The organism is Sphingomonas sp. BAUL-RG-20F-R05-02 (assembly GCF_022662305.1).
Classification (GTDB): Bacteria; Pseudomonadota; Alphaproteobacteria; order Sphingomonadales; family Sphingomonadaceae; genus Sphingomonas.
On sequence record NZ_JAKNQH010000004.1, the window covers coordinates 73,675 to 90,361 of the forward strand.

The 16,687-nt window shown below is 65.4% G+C and carries 16 protein-coding genes; 8 read left to right on the forward strand and 8 right to left on the reverse strand.

Annotated elements, in window-relative coordinates; genetic code table 11:
• Nucleotides 1-85: 85 nt before the first annotated feature.
• The 4 genes from L8F97_RS10470 to L8F97_RS10485 form a co-directional block, all read right to left on the reverse strand.
• On the reverse strand, nucleotides 86-283 hold the full coding sequence (locus tag L8F97_RS10470; RefSeq protein ID WP_242149222.1) for a hypothetical protein: 198 nt from the start codon (nucleotides 281-283) through the stop codon (nucleotides 86-88).
• Nucleotides 284-338: 55 nt separating this feature from the next.
• The gene (locus tag L8F97_RS10475; RefSeq protein WP_242149225.1) at nucleotides 339-2,048 is read right to left on the reverse strand and encodes a diguanylate cyclase; all 1,710 of its coding nucleotides are present in this window, start codon (nucleotides 2,046-2,048) and stop codon (nucleotides 339-341) included.
• 305 nt (nucleotides 2,049-2,353) lie between these two features.
• Nucleotides 2,354-4,669, reverse strand: a complete 2,316-nt coding sequence (gene clpA, locus L8F97_RS10480; protein WP_242149228.1) for an ATP-dependent Clp protease ATP-binding subunit ClpA — start codon at nucleotides 4,667-4,669, stop codon at nucleotides 2,354-2,356.
• Nucleotides 4,670-4,805: 136 nt separating this feature from the next.
• Nucleotides 4,806-5,003, reverse strand: a complete 198-nt coding sequence (locus tag L8F97_RS10485) for a DUF1192 domain-containing protein (RefSeq protein WP_242149230.1) — start codon at nucleotides 5,001-5,003, stop codon at nucleotides 4,806-4,808.
• 83 nt (nucleotides 5,004-5,086) lie between these two features.
• Here L8F97_RS10485 and L8F97_RS10490 point away from each other — a divergent pair, with 83 nt between their 5' ends.
• The 7 genes from L8F97_RS10490 to L8F97_RS10520 all read left to right on the forward strand — a co-directional run bounded on the left by L8F97_RS10490 (nucleotide 5,087) and on the right by L8F97_RS10520 (nucleotide 11,280).
• On the forward strand, nucleotides 5,087-6,088 hold the full coding sequence (locus L8F97_RS10490) for an NAD(P)H-quinone oxidoreductase (protein WP_242149233.1): 1,002 nt from the start codon (nucleotides 5,087-5,089) through the stop codon (nucleotides 6,086-6,088).
• Between the two features lie 4 nt (nucleotides 6,089-6,092).
• The gene (locus L8F97_RS10495) at nucleotides 6,093-6,653 is read left to right on the forward strand and encodes a hypothetical protein (protein WP_242149237.1); all 561 of its coding nucleotides are present in this window, start codon (nucleotides 6,093-6,095) and stop codon (nucleotides 6,651-6,653) included.
• Nucleotides 6,650-7,270, forward strand: coding sequence for a glutathione S-transferase family protein (locus L8F97_RS10500; RefSeq protein ID WP_242149240.1), 621 nt, complete (start codon nucleotides 6,650-6,652; stop codon nucleotides 7,268-7,270). The genes L8F97_RS10495 and L8F97_RS10500 overlap by 4 nt, the downstream gene beginning before the upstream one ends.
• An 85-nt stretch (nucleotides 7,271-7,355) precedes the next feature.
• Nucleotides 7,356-8,270 carry a UDP-2,3-diacylglucosamine diphosphatase gene (locus L8F97_RS10505; protein WP_242149243.1) on the forward strand — a complete coding sequence of 305 codons (915 nt, stop codon included), beginning with the start codon at nucleotides 7,356-7,358 and terminating at the stop codon, nucleotides 8,268-8,270.
• 5 nt (nucleotides 8,271-8,275) lie between these two features.
• Complete coding sequence (locus tag L8F97_RS10510) at nucleotides 8,276-9,304, forward strand: glycosyltransferase family 4 protein (RefSeq protein WP_242149246.1); 1,029 nt, start codon at nucleotides 8,276-8,278, stop codon at nucleotides 9,302-9,304.
• A 113-nt stretch (nucleotides 9,305-9,417) separates the two neighbouring features.
• Nucleotides 9,418-10,092: a DUF1013 domain-containing protein gene (locus tag L8F97_RS10515; protein WP_242149248.1), complete on the forward strand. Its 675-nt coding sequence runs from the start codon at nucleotides 9,418-9,420 to the stop codon at nucleotides 10,090-10,092.
• 180 nt (nucleotides 10,093-10,272) lie between these two features.
• Nucleotides 10,273-11,280 carry an LLM class flavin-dependent oxidoreductase gene (locus tag L8F97_RS10520; protein WP_242149251.1) on the forward strand — a complete coding sequence of 336 codons (1,008 nt, stop codon included), beginning with the start codon at nucleotides 10,273-10,275 and terminating at the stop codon, nucleotides 11,278-11,280.
• A gap of 107 nt (nucleotides 11,281-11,387) precedes the next feature.
• Here L8F97_RS10520 and L8F97_RS10525 read toward each other — a convergent pair whose 3' ends face one another.
• The 4 genes from L8F97_RS10525 to L8F97_RS10540 form a co-directional block, all read right to left on the reverse strand.
• Entirely contained in the window at nucleotides 11,388-12,038 is a 651-nt protein-coding gene (locus L8F97_RS10525; RefSeq protein ID WP_242149254.1) for an HAD-IA family hydrolase, read from the reverse strand.
• A gap of 9 nt (nucleotides 12,039-12,047) precedes the next feature.
• Complete coding sequence (locus tag L8F97_RS10530; RefSeq protein WP_242149256.1) at nucleotides 12,048-13,430, reverse strand: ATP-binding protein; 1,383 nt, start codon at nucleotides 13,428-13,430, stop codon at nucleotides 12,048-12,050.
• A gap of 74 nt (nucleotides 13,431-13,504) precedes the next feature.
• The gene (locus L8F97_RS10535; RefSeq protein ID WP_242149259.1) at nucleotides 13,505-14,170 is read right to left on the reverse strand and encodes a response regulator transcription factor; all 666 of its coding nucleotides are present in this window, start codon (nucleotides 14,168-14,170) and stop codon (nucleotides 13,505-13,507) included.
• Between the two features lie 34 nt (nucleotides 14,171-14,204).
• On the reverse strand, nucleotides 14,205-14,504 hold the full coding sequence (locus tag L8F97_RS10540) for a hypothetical protein (protein WP_242149261.1): 300 nt from the start codon (nucleotides 14,502-14,504) through the stop codon (nucleotides 14,205-14,207).
• Between the two features lie 378 nt (nucleotides 14,505-14,882).
• Between L8F97_RS10540 and L8F97_RS10545 the strand changes: the two genes are divergently transcribed.
• Nucleotides 14,883-16,664 carry an ABC-F family ATP-binding cassette domain-containing protein gene (locus L8F97_RS10545; protein ID WP_242149263.1) on the forward strand — a complete coding sequence of 594 codons (1,782 nt, stop codon included), beginning with the start codon at nucleotides 14,883-14,885 and terminating at the stop codon, nucleotides 16,662-16,664.
• Nucleotides 16,665-16,687 lie beyond the last annotated feature (23 nt).

The following is a 16,687-nucleotide window of genomic DNA, read 5'->3' on the forward strand; positions in this document are numbered from 1 at the left end:
CGGTAGCTTATCCGCGCGGCTCCACGTCATCAAATGCAATGATGGTGTTGCGGTTTGCGCAGAACGCGCTTGATCGCGCGAATGTTCAGCCGAGGCGGTTCGGTGTCCAGGTGACCAGTACCGACACCGCCATGATGCCGAGGTCAAACGCGGCTTGAACCTGGTGAGGAGCGAAATCGCGCGGATCATTCAACCGGATACGCAGATCCGCCGATGGATGCCGCGCGGCGAGTGTCGCGACCAGTACCAGCGCCAGAACCATAGCCGCCCGTCGATTGCGCATGATTGATCTCCCCGCGTTCATCATACGGGAGGCCGGCGATGGCGGCAAGCGCTGCTCAGGCGGCAAAGCGCTGTAGCGCAGGTGAGCCGCGCGTGCGGTCGCGCCCGGCCGCTTTCGCCTCGTAAAGAGCGGCGTCGGCGGAACGGTACAGCGCCTTCCAGTCGACTTCGCGCATCAGCGGGCCGGTGCAGGTGCCGATGCTGGCCGTAACCTGAATGTCGAATGGCATACGCGCGTTGCGGAGCCGGTCGAGGATTTGGTCGGCCAGCGCACCGGCGTTGGCGCCGGTGACCACCGCAAACTCCTCACCGCCAAGACGCGCGACCAGCGCATCCGCAGGCAGCGACTGGCGTAGTGTCCGTGCAAAGATGCGCAGCACCTCGTCGCCGCCATCATGGCCGATCGTCTCGTTTACGCGCTTGAAGTGGTCGAGATCGATGACCAGCAGCGTGAAATCGCCCTCGCACCCGATCGCGCTGCGCAGGAACGCACGACGGTTGAGCAATCCGGTAAGCGGATCGGTATCGGCCAGCAATCGCGCCGCAATCTCCTGCTCGCGTGCCTCATCCCGCTCGCGCGCGAGCAACAGCACGCGGTGGCCGATCGCGAGGCTCGACAGCAGAGCCTCCAACGTCATCGACAGCACCGAAGAATTGTCGAGCCAGAAACTGTACGGGCCGCCAAACATGCCCCACAGGACCCGCACCACCGCAAGCACGAGCGGTACTGCCCAGGCAAGCGTGAAGAACGGCAGAAACGCGCTGTGCTGCCGCCACGCATTGAAGAGGATCGGTACGACCGAACCCAGCAACAGCAGAAACCCGAGTGCGTAGGCGGTGTCGAGCACGTGCACTTCGATTGGGGCAATCGCCACGATACCAAGCGTCGGCACGCCGACCGCGACACTGGAGATAATGCTGAGCCGCCGTAGCCGCGCGGTCATCACGCCTTGCTCGAAGAAATCGCCCAGAAAGGCGAGGGCGGAAATCCCGGTCAGCGCCAGCAGCGCATAGTTGATCTTCATGCGTGCGGTGTTGGCGAGATCAGGCGTCAACCAGGCCAGCGCGCCGGAGGAACTGATCACATAGGCGATCAGCGAGAGCATCATCACGCAATAAAACCGCAAATAGCGGTGGCGTAACGCATAGGCGAGGCCAAGGTTGAACAGCAGCAGCGCCGTGCACGCGCCAGCGATAGCCGCGTACAGCGCCGCGAGATAAATGTCTGACCGACCGACTTCTCCGCCTGTCGCCACCGTAGGCGCGAGGAGTAGCCCGCGGATGTTCGATACCCCCTCGATGTGCCAGAGCAGCCGCACCAACGGCGCTTGGCGCCGCGGTAACCAACGCTGCGAAATCGCGCCGAGCCGGAGATCGCGCGAAACAGCACGGTCGTCGGAACGGATCGAGACGATCGTGCCATCCGCAAACAGTGCATGTACCGTCGACGCGCGCTGCCAGACCGTGGACGAACGCACCGCAAGGCGGTCGACGCCGGCGGTGACATCGAGCGGCTGGCTCATCAGCCAGAAATCACCGTCACCGAAGCGGACTTGGGGCGTTTTGCAATCGAAGCCGTGCGGATGGCGGAACAGCTTGGCGGCAGTCGTTCCCGGCGCATCGCGTAGTACGCACGTCTTGAGCGGCAGCCCGACCGGGCCAACTTTCGCGACGGCAGACGCAGGCAGCAGGCACACGCCGCAGATGATCGCGAGAAAGGTCGCGAGGCGGCAAACAAGGCTGCGAAGGAGTTCGTGCCGCGACATCGGACGTGTTGCTAAATCGATATGAACAATAATCGGTAAATGCGGATGGCGCAGCGGCATCAGGGCAGTAGGCACGCCTGACACCGCAGCGGCAGAGGCTATCTGAGACCCGCGCAGGTGCCTTTTCCGACCAGTCGGGAGCCGGCTTCGGCGGGCTCCGCTGCAGCCACGACCTTCTTCGGCATCTCAGAAAAGATTTGGTCGCGTGCCGCTGGAGCGGGTCGTTTCCGAAAGGCGCCGCCCCGCCACCGCTGGACGGGAGTGGCCGGCGGGTTGTGGATCACCTCAACCCGCCGGCATTCTCCTTACTTGGCCGGCGTTTCGGCCTTGTCGAGCTTGGTCTTCTTGGGCTTCTTTGGTGCCGCCGGCGTAATTTCGAAGGCGAGGGCATTGTCCTTCATCTTCACCGTCACTTCGCCGCCGTGCACCAGCTTGCCGAACAACAGTTCCTCGGCGAGCGGCTGCTTGATCTTCTCCTGGATCAAACGACCCATCGGACGTGCGCCGTACAGCTTGTCATAGCCCTTGGTGGTGAGCCATGCCTTCGATTCATCGTCCAGGTTGATGTGGACGTTGCGATCAGCAAGCTGAAGCTCGAGCTGGAGGATGAACTTGTCCACCACCCGCGCGACCACTTCGGTCGGCAAGTAGCCGAACGGCACGATCGCATCGAGCCGGTTGCGGAACTCCGGCGTGAACATCTTCTGCACCGCCTGCTCGTCCTCGCCCTCGCGGGTGAGCGTACCGAAGCCGAGCGTCTCCCGCGCCATGTCGGACGCGCCGGCATTGGTCGTCATGATGAGGATGACGTTGCGGAAATCGACCGTCTTGCCGTGCTGATCGGTGAGGCGGCCATTGTCCATCACCTGCAACAGGATGTTGAACAGGTCCGGGTGCGCCTTTTCGATCTCGTCGAGCAACAGCACGCAATGTGGCTGCTGGTCGATCGCATCGGTGAGCAGACCGCCCTGATCGAACCCGACATAGCCCGGAGGCGCACCGATCAGCCGGCTGACCGAGTGCCGCTCCATATATTCCGACATATCGAAGCGCTGGAGCGGGATGCCCATGATCGTGGCAAGTTGCTTGGCGACCTCGGTCTTGCCGACGCCGGTCGGGCCGGTGAACAGATAGTTGCCGATCGGCTTCTCCGGATCGCGCAAGCCCGCACGGCTGAGCTTGATCGCCGAGGCAAGCTTCTCGATCGCGGCGTTCTGGCCGAACACCACGCGCTTGAGATCGGTCTCGAGCGATTCGAGCGCCTTGGTATCGTCGGTCGAAACCGATTTTGGCGGGATGCGCGCCATCGTCGCGATCACCGCTTCGATCTCGCGCGTGGTGATGGTCTTCTTGCGCTTGGGCGCCGGCACAAGCATCTGCATCGCGCCGACCTCGTCGATCACGTCGATCGCCTTGTCAGGCAGCTTGCGGTCGTTGATGTAACGCGCCGACAGTTCGACCGCCGCCTTGATCGCGTCGGGCGTGTATTTCACCGAATGGTGCGTCTCGAACGCGGAGCGCAGGCCCGACAGGATCTTGATCGTGTCCTCGATGGTCGGTTCGTTGACGTCGATCTTCTGGAACCGGCGCAGCAGCGCTCGATCCTTTTCGAAGTGGTTGCGGAACTCCTTGTAGGTGGTCGAACCGATGCAGCGGATCGTGCCACCCGACAGTGCGGGCTTGAGCAGGTTTGAGGCGTCCATCGCCCCGCCGCTGGTCGCGCCGGCGCCGATCACGGTGTGGATTTCATCGATGAACAGCACGGCATGCGGCAGCTTTTCGAGCTCGTTGACGACCGCCTTCAGCCGCTCCTCGAAATCACCGCGATAGCGGGTGCCGGCGAGCAGCGCGCCCATGTCGAGCGAATAGATCACCGCCGGCAGCAGCACCTCCGGCACGTCGCCCTCGACGATTTTCCGCGCGAGACCTTCGGCGATCGCGGTCTTGCCGACGCCGGGGTCACCCACATACAGCGGGTTGTTCTTGGACCGGCGGCACAGGATCTGCACGGTGCGATCGACCTCGGGGCCGCGCCCGATCAGCGGATCGACCTTGCCGTTCTTGGCCTTCTCGTTAAGATCGACGGTGAACTGTTTCAGCGCGCTCTCCGCCTTGCCCTTGGACTCCGCCTTGGGCTTTTCTTCCTCTGCGCCCTTCACGTCGCGCTGCTCCGGGGTGGCGCCACCCTTGCCGACGCCATGCGAGATGAAGCTGACGGCATCGAGACGGCTCATGTCCTGCTGCTGGAGGAAATAGACGGCGTAGCTTTCGCGTTCCGAGAACAAGGCGACGAGCACGTTGGCGCCGGTCACCTCGTCACGACCGGACGACTGGACGTGCAGGATGGCGCGCTGCACCACGCGCTGGAAGCCGCTGGTCGGCGACGGATCGGTCGCGACATCGACCTTCAGCGCTTCGAGTTCGGTATCGAGGTAATGCGCGACCGTGGTCTTCAACTCAGGCAGATCGACCCCGCACGACGCCATCACCTTCGAGGCATGCTCGTCATCGACCAGCGCAAGCAGCAGATGCTCAAGCGTGGCATATTCGTGGCGCCGCGACGACGCGGCTTCGAGCGCCTTGTGGAGGGTGGTTTCCAGCGCTGAGGCGAAAGAGGGCATCAGGTTACTCCATGCGGGCCGCAAGCGAACGCGCGGCCCTTTCCGACTATGTTGGATGGCGGGGGGGTCGCATCAAGCACTTGAAATGCGCCTGCCCGCTTACTGTTGCGTTCGCCGCCCAGGGTGGCGGGTGCGGTCACGCCTTGAACAGGCCGTCCGCGAGATTGCGGTGCTTGGTGGCACGGTCGATCTGTTGCCGGCTGCGCGCCGCCTCCGCCTCAAGCAGCGCGATCCGCGCGGTCAATTCGTCCAGTGAGAGGCGTTCGAGATCCTGCCGCGCCAGTAGCGCCAGCGGATCTTGCGGGTTTTTCGCGAGAATCTCGTCGAAGTCCATGTCCTGATCGTTGACCCGTGGGGCGACGATGTCAATAAGGCCGAATACGGGTCGAAGCCGGCAAAAAACAGGGCGGCGCATACATGGAAATACCGAAGACGATGCGGGCGATCGATCCCGAGGCGCCCGGCGGACCGGAGGTGCTGCAAGTCGTGGAACGCCCGGTGCCCGAACTTCGCGACGGCGAGGTGCTGGTCCGCGTGGCAGCGGCTGGCGTCAATCGGCCAGACGTGCTGCAACGCCAAGGCGGCTATCCGCCGCCGCCCGGTGCATCCTCAATTCCGGGGCTCGAGATCGCAGGCGAGATCGTCGCGGTCGGCGAGGGGGTCGGCGCGGAGATGATCGGCCAGCCGGTCTGCGCGCTGCTCGCCGGTGGCGGTTATGCCGAATATGCGAGCGTGCCCGCCGGGCAGTGTCTGCCGGTGCCTGACGGTCTGTCGATGGCGGAGGCCGCGGCGCTGCCCGAGACGCTGTTCACGGTGTGGACCAACCTGTTCGAGCGCGCCTATGCGATCGAGGGCGATACCGTGCTGGTCCACGGCGGCACCAGCGGCATCGGCACGATGGCGATCAGCCTCGCCCGGATCTTCGGGCTGACCATCATCGTCACCGCCGGATCGGACGCGAAGTGCGCGGCGGCGCTCGGCCTCGGCGCCGACCATGCGATCAATTACGCGAACGAGGATTTCGTCGAGCGCGTCCACGCCATCACCGGCGGGGCGGGCGTGGCGGCGGTGCTCGACATGGTCGGCGGGGATTACCTGCCGCGCAACCTCAAGTGCCTGGCGGACGATGGCCGCCACGTCTCGATCGCGGTCCAGCGCGGCGCGAAGGCGGAGATCCCGATCTTCGAGATCATGCGCCGCCGCCTCACGCTGACCGGATCGACGCTGCGCTCGCGAGACGGCGCGTTCAAGGCGCTGGTCGCGGACGAGCTCCACCGCACCGTCTGGCCGCATGTCGAGGCGGGGCGGTTGCGCCCGGTGATGGACCGCAGCTTTCCACTCGCGCAGGCGCCCGACGCGCACCGCCGCATGGAGGAGGGAAGCCACATCGGCAAGATCGTGCTGACGCTGGAGGATTGAGGGCATGGCCGACGATACCATCGTGATGCGCGATCGGTATCGGCGATGGGGCATCGTCGGCGTGATTCTGCTTTACATGCTGGTCGTGCTGGCGTTGACCGATCGCAGCCTGCCGTTAGGCCGCCGCGCGCTGATCCTGCCGGGAGCAAGCATCGCCACCGCAGCCGCGCCGGCCGGCTATGCCGACGCGCTTGACCAGTACGGCGTGCATCTGTCCAAGCGCGGCGGTGCGGGTCCCGCGCAATCCGCTCCGCTCGCGCCGCCCGATCGGTTGCATTTCGGCTATTCGGTGATGGAGACGAGCATCCTCGGCGCACCCTACTGGGTCGGCAGGGACGATGGCGATGTCGTCTATTACGAAACGCTGCGCGAATTCGTCTACGCGCCCGTGAGCGACGATTACATGCGCAAGGTGCATCTGCCGGGGCCGGTGCCGCTGGCGTCGCAGCACTTCGCATGGTGGGGCCATGTTTGGGGCTGGGTATTGCCGATCGCGCTTGGCGGCTGGGGGTGGTTCGAAATGGGCGCGGCGCGGCGGAAGCGTGACATCGAGGGGGTGATATGATGACCGACCTGATCCTGCACGAATATGCCAATTCGGGGAACTGCTACAAGATCCGCCTCACCGCCGCGCATGTCGGCGCGACGCTCAAGCGGCGTGAGTATGATATCCTGAAGGGCGAAACGCGCACGCCCGGCTTCCTCGCCGGCGTCAACGCCAATGGCCGCATTCCCGTCCTCCAGATCGGCGACACGTTCCTGCCGGAGAGCAACGCCGCCTGCGTCTGGCTCGCGCATGGTTCGGCGTTGATCCCGCAGGATCGCTTCGACCATGCCGACATGCTGCGCTGGATGTTCTGGGAACAGTATAACCACGAACCCAACGTCGCCACGCTGCGCTTCTGGCGCGCTATGGTGGGCGAGGCCAACCTCACCGCCCAGCAGCGTGAGCAGATCCCCGCGCGCGAAACCGCCGCCGCCGCCGCGCTCGCGTTGATGGAGGAGCATTTGGCCGCGCGCGACTGGTTCGCCGCCGGCCGCTTTACGCTCGCCGATATCGCGCTCTATGCCTACACGCACGTCGCGGGCGAGGGCGGGATGGACCTTGCGCGTTATCCGGCGATCACGGCGTGGCTGGCGCGGGTGGCGGCGCAGCCGGGGCATATCGCCATCACCGCGTAACGCAGATGTCATGCCAGCGGACACAAGCTGTAACATTGCACGGGCATAGCCCGGACCAGCCCAGACTGGACCCGGGAGAGACCGTATGGACGCCGTCACCAGAATCGCGATGACCCTGCTGCCCGGCGACGGCGCCGTCACGGACCTTGCCGATTTCGCCAATTCCACGCCATCGATCCCTGAACACACGCGGGCCGAGCGGCAGCGCTTCCGCACGATCTGGATCAGCGATATCCACCTCGGCACGCGCGGCTGCAATGCCGAGATGCTGATCGACTTCCTCGATCACGTCGATAGCGACACGCTATATCTGGTCGGCGACATCATCGACGGCTGGCGGCTGAAGAAGAAGTTCTACTGGCCGGACGCGCACAATGACGTGGTGTGGCGCCTGCTCAAGCGCGCCAAGCGCGGCACCGAGGTGGTCTACATCCCCGGCAACCATGACGAGGTGATGCGCCAATTTTCGGGTCTCAGTTTCGGCGGCATCTCGATCCGGCGGAAAGCGATCCACACCACCGCCGATTGCCGCCGCCTGCTGGTGCTGCACGGCGATGAGTTCGACGCGATCACGCTCGCGCACAGATGGCTGGCGCATGTCGGCGACGTCGCCTATGAAACGCTGATGGCCCTGAACCGGGTGGTGAATGCCTATCGCCGCCGGTTCAACATGCCATATTGGTCGCTGTCCAAACATGCGAAGGCGAAGGTGAAGAACGCGGTCGAATTCATCTCGAACTACGAGCAGGTAATCGCCGAGGCGGCCGGTGCGCGCGGCGTCGACGGCGTGGTGTGCGGCCATATCCACACCGCCGAGATGCGCGACATCAACGGCGTACAATATTATAACGACGGCGACTGGGTGGAGGGCTGCACCGCGCTGGTCGAGCATTTCGACGGCCGCATGGAAGTGCTGCACTGGGCCGACGAGATCGCCGCCCGGACTGCCCGCGAGGCGGAAGCGGCGGCACCCGCGAAGATCGAGATGATGGCGGCCTGACGCAGGTGCGGATCGCGATCGCTACTGATGCGTGGAGCCCGCAGGTCAACGGGGTCGTGCGCACGCTGCAATCGGTCCGCGCCGAGCTGGAACGCCAGGGGCATGAGGTGCTCGTGGTCTCGCCCGATCAATTCTACTCATTGCCGTGCCCGACCTACCCGGAAATCCGCCTCGCGCTCGCCAGCACGTCGGGCGTCGGCAAGATGCTGGCCGACTTCAACCCGCACGCCATCCACCTCGCCACCGAAGGGCCGGTGTGTCTTGCCGCGCGGCGCTGGTGCCTGTCCCAAAAGTTCCCGTTCACCACCGCCTATCACACGCAATTCCCAGATTACGTTTCGGCACGCACCGGCGTGAACCCGGAATGGGTCTGGCGCTACATCCGCTGGTTCCACGCGCCCGCGCAGGCGATCCTCGCCTCGACACCCTCGATCGAGGCGACGCTCAAGAGCCACGATCTCAACAACGTCCGCGAATGGGGGCGCGGTGTCGACCTGTCGCTGTTCTCGCCTGCGACCGCGGCCGATCAGACCATCCGCGCGCTGCCCGGTCCGATCCTGCTCTACGTCGGCCGTGTCGCGGTGGAGAAGAACGTGGAGGCGTTTCTCACCGCCGAGCATCCCGGCACCAAGGTCGTCGTCGGCGACGGTCCGGCGCGGGGCACGCTGGAAGCACGCTTTCCGGAGGCGCATTTCCTCGGCGCCCGCTTCGGCGCGGACCTTGCTGCGGCTTATGCGGCGGCGGACGTGTTCGTCTTCCCCAGCCGCACCGACACATTCGGGCTGGTGATGATCGAGGCGATGGCGTGCGGCACCCCGGTAGCGGCGTACCCCGTCACCGGGCCGCTCGACGTGCTGAGGCCAGGCGTCGGCGTGATGGACGACGACCTGGACGCCGCGATCGCGCAGGCGCTGACGCTCGATCGCGCGGCTTGCGCGGCGTATGGAGGCAGCTTCACCTGGGAGGCAAGCGCGCGCCAATTCTTGAAGGCGCTGGCGCCCGTGGGGCTCGACGACGCAGCCATCGCCGCGTAAGCGCGAGCGATTTTTCGGCCGGCGCTTGCTCCGGCGCGCCAATAGGATTAAGCCATCCTCATTATTGCGGCCGCTCCGAAAGGGGCGGCCCTTTCCGTTTTAAGGAGTGACCCGTGGCCCAGCCGCTCATGCCGCACGCGACCGCGTCCTGGCTCGTCGACAACACCGCGCTTTCGTTCGAGCAGATCGCCGAATTTTGCGGCCTGCACATCCTGGAAATCCAGGCGATCGCCGACGATACCGCCGCGACCAAGCTGACCGGCCGCGATCCGGTGCGCGCGCATGAAGTGACGCAGGACGAGATCGACAAGGGGCAGGCCGATCCCGAGTATCGCCTCGTCATGCTGAAGGGGCCGGAGCAGGTCCGCCGCACCAAGGGGCCGCGCTACACGCCGGTGTCGAAGCGGTCGGACAAGCCCGATGGCATCGCCTGGATCATCCGTAACCACCCGGAAATCTCGGACGGCGCGATCAGCCTGCTGATCGGTACCACCCGCACCACCATCGCCGCGATCCGTGACCGCAGCCACTGGAATATCGCTAACATCACGCCGAAGGACCCGGTGACGCTCGGCCTCACCACGCAGCGCGAGCTGGATGCGGCGGTGGCTAAGGCAGCGAAGGCGGCCGGGATCGAAGCGCCGGTCGACACGCGTCTGGAGGGCGATCGCGAGGCGCTTATCACCGAACTACGCGCTCAGCGCGAGCAGGCCGCGCGCGTTGAGAGCGGCGAGGGCGCCAGCACCACGCCGGCTGAACCGACTGCCGAGACGCTGTTCCGTCGATAAACCACTAGAAATCCGTCGCTGACACCTCCCCCGGCCTGCGCCGGAGGAAGGTGTCAGGACGGCGGCCACGCTTCCGACTGTCGGAGCGCAAAACGACCACTCGACGCACCGCCAGAGCGCTACAGCGATTTTGTACCGCTCGGTCTGGTAAGCCGCCGCCCGTGTGCCTACATCGGGTGCATGACAGCTTATTCCCTTCTCGATCTCGTCCCCGTCGTCGCCGGCGGCACGGTGGCGCAGAGCCTCGCCAACGCCGCCGATCTCGCTCAGGCGGCCGAGCGGCTCGGTTTCACCCGCTACTGGACCGCCGAGCATCACGGCATGCCCGGCATCGCCAGCGCGGCGACGTCGGTCGTGCTCGGCCACGTTGCCGCCGCTACCAAGACGATCCGTATTGGCGCAGGCGGCATCATGCTGCCGAACCACGCGCCGCTTGCCATTGCCGAGCAGTTCGGAACGCTCGATGCGCTGTTCCCCGGGCGTATCGACCTTGGTCTGGGCCGCGCGCCGGGTTCTGACCAGCGCGTCGCCCGTGCGATGCGCCGCACGCTCACCAGCGACGCCAACGCCTTCCCGCGCGACGTGCTCGAACTACAAAGCTATTTTGCGGACGACGGCCAGACCGGCATCACTGCGACACCGGGTGCTGGCGCGGACGTTTCGCTATGGATCCTCGGTTCCAGTACGTTCGGCGCGCAACTCGCCGCCATGCTTGGACTTCCCTACGCGTTCGCTTCGCATTTTGCGCCCGACGCGTTGATGGAGGCAATCGCGATCTATCGCCGTGATTTCAAACCATCCGCCGTGCTCGCCAAACCGCATCTGGTGGCCGGATTCAACGTGATCGCCGCCGACACCGATGCCGAGGCCGAGTATCTCGCCTCCTCGCAGCAGCAGGCGTTCATCGCGTTGCGCACGGGCACACCGGGCCTGTTGCCACGCCCGGTCGAGGGCTATCGCGCTGGTCTCGGCGCGCAGGGCAACGCGATGCTCGACCATGTGCTGCAATGCTCGGCAATCGGCAACGAAGCGACTGTTGCGCGTGGCATCGCGGCGTTTATCGCCCGGACCGGCGTCGACGAGATCATGCTCACCAGCATGATGCACGACCACGGAGCCCGCAAACATAGCCTCGAGATCGCTGCAAGCGCGATGCAGTCGCTCACGCCGGAACGCGTCGCCGCCTGATCCGAGGCTGTCGAAGCGCAAGCCTTTGTGCCAAGCGAAGCGAGGGGGCGGCACCCTGCACTAAGGACTTGCCGCCTCGCCGCCGTTTGGGATGAGTGGCGTTACAGTCAGCCGATCTGGATGCGTATGCCTTCGGCTTCCACCACCGGCGTCAGGGCGGCATAATTCGGCACCGTTACGCAGTCCGTCTGCAGCGGGGTGCCGTGTGTCGCGGTCAACACCAGCACGTGAGCGCCAGCGGCTTGGCCAGCGGCGATCCCTGCGGGTGCGTCCTCCAGCACCAGACATGCCGCTGGATTGACGCCGAGCCGCTCCGCCGCAAGCAGATATCCGTCCGGCGCTGGCTTGCCGTGGGTGATATCCTCCGCCGTTATGAATATGGCGGGCGGCGTCAGTCCGGCGGCGGCGAGCCGGCGTTCGGCAAGCTCACGCGGTGCGGAGGTGACGATCGCCCAGCGGTTCGCCGGCAACGCGGTGGTGAACGCCACCGCACCGGGCAGCGCGACGATGCCGTCGACATCCTCCTTTTCGATCGCGGTCAACCGCGCTGCCTCGCCTTCGGGATCGGCGACGCCCAGCCGCCGCATCGTGTCGACCGCACGGACACCATGCATGATCGCCAGCACGTCCGTCGGGTCTAGTCCGATGTCCCGTGCCCAGCGGCTCCAGCATCGTTCGGCGGAGGCGACGCTGCTCAATAATGTCCCGTCCATGTCGAACAATAGCCCCGCGAACGCGCGGCCGTAGATAACACTCACACCATTCCCCTAGTTCGCTGCCGGCAACCGCAGCCGCACCAGCAGCCCGCCGAGGTCATCGCTTTCCTCCAGCGCGACGGTGCCGCCGTAAATTTCCGCCACATCGCGGACGATCGCCATGCCGAGACCCGTCCCGGGCTTGCCGCTGTCGAGCCGCACGCCGCGATCGAAGATGCGCGCGCGCTGTTCCTCGGGGATGCCCATGCCGTCGTCCTCGATCAGGAATTCGACGAAGCCGGCCTGCGCCTTCACCGTCACGAACACGCTGCCGCCGCCGTACTTCGCGGCGTTCTCGACCAGATTGCCGAGCATCTCGTCGAGGTCCTGCCGTTCGACATGAACCTGCAAATCCTTCGGCCCGTCGGTGTCGATCCGCACATGGCGGTACAGCCGCGCCACTGCACGTTCGACCGATTCGAGGCTGGGCCACACATCCGCGCGGCTGTGCGCAGAGCCGCGCCGGCCAACCGCCCGTGCGCGTGCGAGGTGATGGTCGACCTGCCGCCGCATCGTCCGCGCCTCACGCACTACCGTCTCGCCGAGGTCGTCGGCCTGCGCGGTGGCGGCGTTCATGATGACGGTGAGCGGGGTCTTCAACGCGTGCGCGAGGTTGCCGGCATGACGGCGCGCTTCCTCGGCCTGTTTCTCGTTATGCTCGATCAGCGCGTTCAGCTCCTCGACCATCGGCGCGACCTCGATCGGCATCGCGCGCTCGATCTGACGCGCTTTGCCCGCGCGCATCCGGGCGATCTCCTCGCGTACTTTCCGAAGCGGCCACAGCCCGTAGAAGGTCTGGAGCGCCGCCATAACGATCAACCCGAAGCCGAGCAGTGCGAAGCTCTTGAGCAACGTCGAGCGCAACACCTTGATCTGCGCGTTCAGCCCGGCGCGGCTTTGCGCGACCTGGAAGCGCCATTTTACCGGCGATCCGGGTATCTGCACATCGCGTTCGACAATGCGAAGCTTTTCGTCTGGAAATTGGGCGCTGTCATAGACGTGAACGCTAAGATCTTCGTGCGTACCGCCATAAGCCAGACGTCGGTCCCACAAGGAACGCGAACCGAACGGCTCGTGCCCTTTTGCGCTGACCTGCCAGTACAGACCCGAATAGGGTTCGAGAAAACGCTGGTCGGCGGCCGCCCGATTGAAGATCACCTCGCCATCGGCGATCTCCGACGACACGATCTGCGCGTTGAGCACATATTCGAGCTGATCGTCGAAGTTTTTGGTGACGGCACCGGTCAGCACCCGGTCGAGCGCATAGCCGCCGCCGCACAGCAGCAGCAGGATCCACGCCGCCGCCACGCCGATCATGCGCCGGCTCAGCGAGCCGGTGGTGCGCACGCGCGGGTTGGGCGGCGAGATATCCTGCGGGGCGGCGTTATCGCTCATGCGGCCGGCGCCGCACACGGCAAACGCCGAGGCTGATAAAAGAGAGGACGCCCGACCATGACCCCGGCGTCGCCTTACGCTTTTGGCTCTTCGAGGCTGTAGCCGAGGCCCCGTATCGTGGTGATGACATCCTGTCCGAGTTTCTTGCGGATGCGCGTCACGAAAACTTCGATCGTGTTGGAATCGCGATCGAAGTCCTGATCGTAGATATGCTCGATCAACTCGGTGCGGCTCACCACCTTGCCCTTGTGGTGGAGCAGGTAGCTGAGCAGCTTGTATTCCTGCGCGGTCAGCTTCACCGGTTCACCCGCCAGCGTCACCTTGCCGCTGCGCGTATCGAGTCGCACGTCGCCCGCAATCAGTTCGGACGAGGCGTTGCCCGATGCGCGGCGTATCAGCGCGCGCAACCGTGCGATCAGCTCTTCCGACTGGAACGGCTTGGCGACGTAATCGTCGGCACCCGCGTCCAGCCCGGCCACCTTGTCCGACCAGCTGTCGCGCGCGGTCAGCACCAGCACGGGCATCACCTTGCCCTCCTTGCGCCAGCGGTCGAGCACGGTCAGTCCGTCGATCTCGGGCAGGCCGAGGTCGAGCACCACCGCGTCGTAATTCTCGGTCTGGCCGAGAAACAGCCCTTCCTCGCCGTCTGTGGCGAGGTCGATCGCATAGCCTGCGCCCTCGAGCGTATTCTTGAGCTGCTGGCCGAGATTGGGTTCGTCCTCGACGATCAGAACGCGCATTGCTGTCCCCTTTGGAATGTCAGCGGGTTGAGGCTCAATGGCCGGTGCGGCCGATGATCTGGCCGGAGCGGCCATCCACATCGACCCAGATGACGACGCCATCGCGCAGGAACTTCAGCGTGTAAACGCCGCTTTCCCCTTCGAAATCGAAACCGAGATACTGGCTGCCCCGCATCGTCGGTAGCACGCGCGCCTCAATTTCGCGCAACGGTAGGATGCGGCCCTGCTGGCGCTGCCGCCACGCCTGCTGCTGGTCACGCTGCTGCGCCGGCGCGGCAGACGCGAGCGGCGCTGCAAGCAGCAGCGGTAGTAGCAAGGCGGACAGCATCTTCATGGCGTGTCGCATAGGGGGCTCGCGTTGAACAGCCTGTGAATAGCCGGCGGCGCACGCGAACAGCAAAGCTGCTCGCGAGACGCCGCCAGGCCGGCCGGCGGGTCGGCGTCAGCCGAACCCGTCCGACGACGCGGGATTTACTCCCGCGTCGGCCTTGGTGAGGTGATGCCCAAGCCACAAGCCCCCCCCCCAACCGTTCGTGCCGAGCGAAGTCGAGGCACCTGCGCTCCAGGCGGTCCCTCGACTTCGCTCGGGACGAACGGAGGGACCAGCCACGCCGTGGCAAAGCCGCGTCGTCGGTCGGCGCTGTAGCGCCGCCGGCCGGGCGTGCGCTAAACCCTCGCTTTAGCTGCGCTAAAGCGTTAGGGGCGCACGCCTATGCCCGCACCCATCCTCGCATATGAAAATCTCGGCGTAATCCAAGGCTCCGGCTGGTTGTTCCGGGGGCTCGACATCAACGTCGGTCCGCGTGACCGGCTGGCGCTGATCGGCCGCAACGGCGCCGGCAAGACCACACTCCTCAAACTGCTCGCCGGCGTGATCGACAGCGACGAGGGGCGGCGCACGATCGTGCCCGGCACCCGCGTTGTCCTGCTCGAACAGGAACCGGACCTGCGCACCTTCCCAATGCTTGGCGATTACGTGATGGGCGGCGACAACCCGCCCTTGCAGTACGAAGCGGATGCGATCGCCGATCAGCTCGGTATCGACCTCACGCGCGAATCCGCCTCCGCCTCGGGCGGCGAGCGCCGCCGCGCCGCGATCGTGCGCGCGCTCGCGCTCGACCCGGACGTGCTGCTGCTCGACGAGCCGACCAACCACCTCGACATCGCCGCGATCGACTGGCTGGAGGAATGGCTCAACCGCTTCCGGGGCGCGTTCGTGGTCATCAGCCACGATCGTACCTTCCTCACCCGCCTGACCAAGCAGACGCTGTGGCTCGACCGCGGGGCGATGCGGCGTGCCGAGATCGGCTTCGGCGGGTTCGAGGCGTGGACCGAACAGGTCTATGCCGATGAGGAACGCAACGCCCAGCGGCTCGACGCCCGCCTTAAGCTTGAGGAGCACTGGCTGCTGCGCGGCGTCACCGGTCGCCGCAAGCGCAACCAGGGCCGCCTCACCAAGCTGATCGAGATGCGCGCCGAACGCGCCGCGATGGTCGGCCCGCAAGGCTCCGCCAACCTGACGATCGGCACCGATGATGCGCGCAGCAAGGTGGTGATCGACGCCAAGCACATCTCCAAGAGCTTCGGGACGCGCACCATCATCGACGACCTGACCCTGCGCATTACCCGCAAAGACCGGATCGGCATCGTCGGCGCGAACGGGGCGGGCAAGTCGACGCTCATCAAGCTGCTTACCGGCACGCTGGAGCCGGACAGCGGCACCATCAAGTTCGCGCAGACGATCGAGGCGATCGTGATCGATCAGCAGCGCATCAAGATGGAACCGCAGAAGACGGTACGCGATGTGCTGGCCGATGGCGGCGACTGGGTGGAAGTGCAGAGGGTGCGCAAGCACGTCATCGGCTATCTCAAGGACTTCCTGTTCGACGGCCATATGATCGACGCCAAGATCGGCACGCTGTCGGGTGGTGAACGCTCGCGGCTATTGCTGGCGCGCGAGTTCGCGCGGCCGTCCAACCTGCTGGTGCTGGACGAGCCGACCAACGATCTCGACCTCGAAACGCTCGATCTGTTGCAGGACGTGATCGGCGATTTCGACGGCACCGTGCTGATCGTCAGCCACGATCGCGACTTCCTCGACCGTACCGTCACGGTGACTCTCGGGCTGGACGGCTCCGGCACGGTCGACGTGGTGGCGGGCGGTTATGAGGATTGGGAACGCCAGCGCCGCGAGAAGGCGCGCGGCGGCAAGCGCGAGAACCCCCGGAAAGTCCAGCCTACCGCACCGCCGCCGCCTACGCCGAAGGTCAAGCTCACCTACAAGGACCAGCGCGACTACGAACTGCTGCCCAAGCGGATCGAGGAACTCGACACGGCGATTGCCCGCGACGAGGCGCTGCTGGCGGACCCGGCGCTGTACTCGAAGGACTTCGCGAAATTCGAGATGCTGACTAAGGCGGTCGCCAAGGCCCGCGCGGACAAGGATGCAGCGGAAATGCGCTGGTTGGAACTGGCGGAGATGGTCGGAGGGTGAACAGCCGATAAGGCTGGCCGCGC

Excerpts from the sequence above, each read along its gene's own strand:
- L8F97_RS10500 (WP_242149240.1), top strand. The coding sequence starts at position 6,650 with ATGATGACCGACCTGATCCTGCACGAATATGCCAATTCGGGGAACTGC.
- L8F97_RS10540 (WP_242149261.1), bottom strand. The coding sequence starts at position 14,504 with ATGAAGATGCTGTCCGCCTTGCTACTACCGCTGCTGCTTGCAGCGCCG.
- L8F97_RS10520 (WP_242149251.1), top strand. The coding sequence starts at position 10,273 with ATGACAGCTTATTCCCTTCTCGATCTCGTCCCCGTCGTCGCCGGCGGC.
- L8F97_RS10505 (WP_242149243.1), top strand. The coding sequence starts at position 7,356 with ATGGACGCCGTCACCAGAATCGCGATGACCCTGCTGCCCGGCGACGGC.
- clpA (WP_242149228.1), bottom strand. The coding sequence starts at position 4,669 with ATGCCCTCTTTCGCCTCAGCGCTGGAAACCACCCTCCACAAGGCGCTC.
- L8F97_RS10485 (WP_242149230.1), bottom strand. The coding sequence starts at position 5,003 with ATGGACTTCGACGAGATTCTCGCGAAAAACCCGCAAGATCCGCTGGCG.
- L8F97_RS10495 (WP_242149237.1), top strand. The coding sequence starts at position 6,093 with ATGGCCGACGATACCATCGTGATGCGCGATCGGTATCGGCGATGGGGC.
- L8F97_RS10545 (WP_242149263.1), top strand. The coding sequence starts at position 14,883 with ATGCCCGCACCCATCCTCGCATATGAAAATCTCGGCGTAATCCAAGGC.
- L8F97_RS10470 (WP_242149222.1), bottom strand. The coding sequence starts at position 283 with ATGCGCAATCGACGGGCGGCTATGGTTCTGGCGCTGGTACTGGTCGCG.
- L8F97_RS10530 (WP_242149256.1), bottom strand. The coding sequence starts at position 13,430 with ATGAGCGATAACGCCGCCCCGCAGGATATCTCGCCGCCCAACCCGCGC.
- L8F97_RS10535 (WP_242149259.1), bottom strand. The coding sequence starts at position 14,170 with ATGCGCGTTCTGATCGTCGAGGACGAACCCAATCTCGGCCAGCAGCTC.
- L8F97_RS10490 (WP_242149233.1), top strand. The coding sequence starts at position 5,087 with ATGGAAATACCGAAGACGATGCGGGCGATCGATCCCGAGGCGCCCGGC.
- L8F97_RS10475 (WP_242149225.1), bottom strand. The coding sequence starts at position 2,048 with ATGTCGCGGCACGAACTCCTTCGCAGCCTTGTTTGCCGCCTCGCGACC.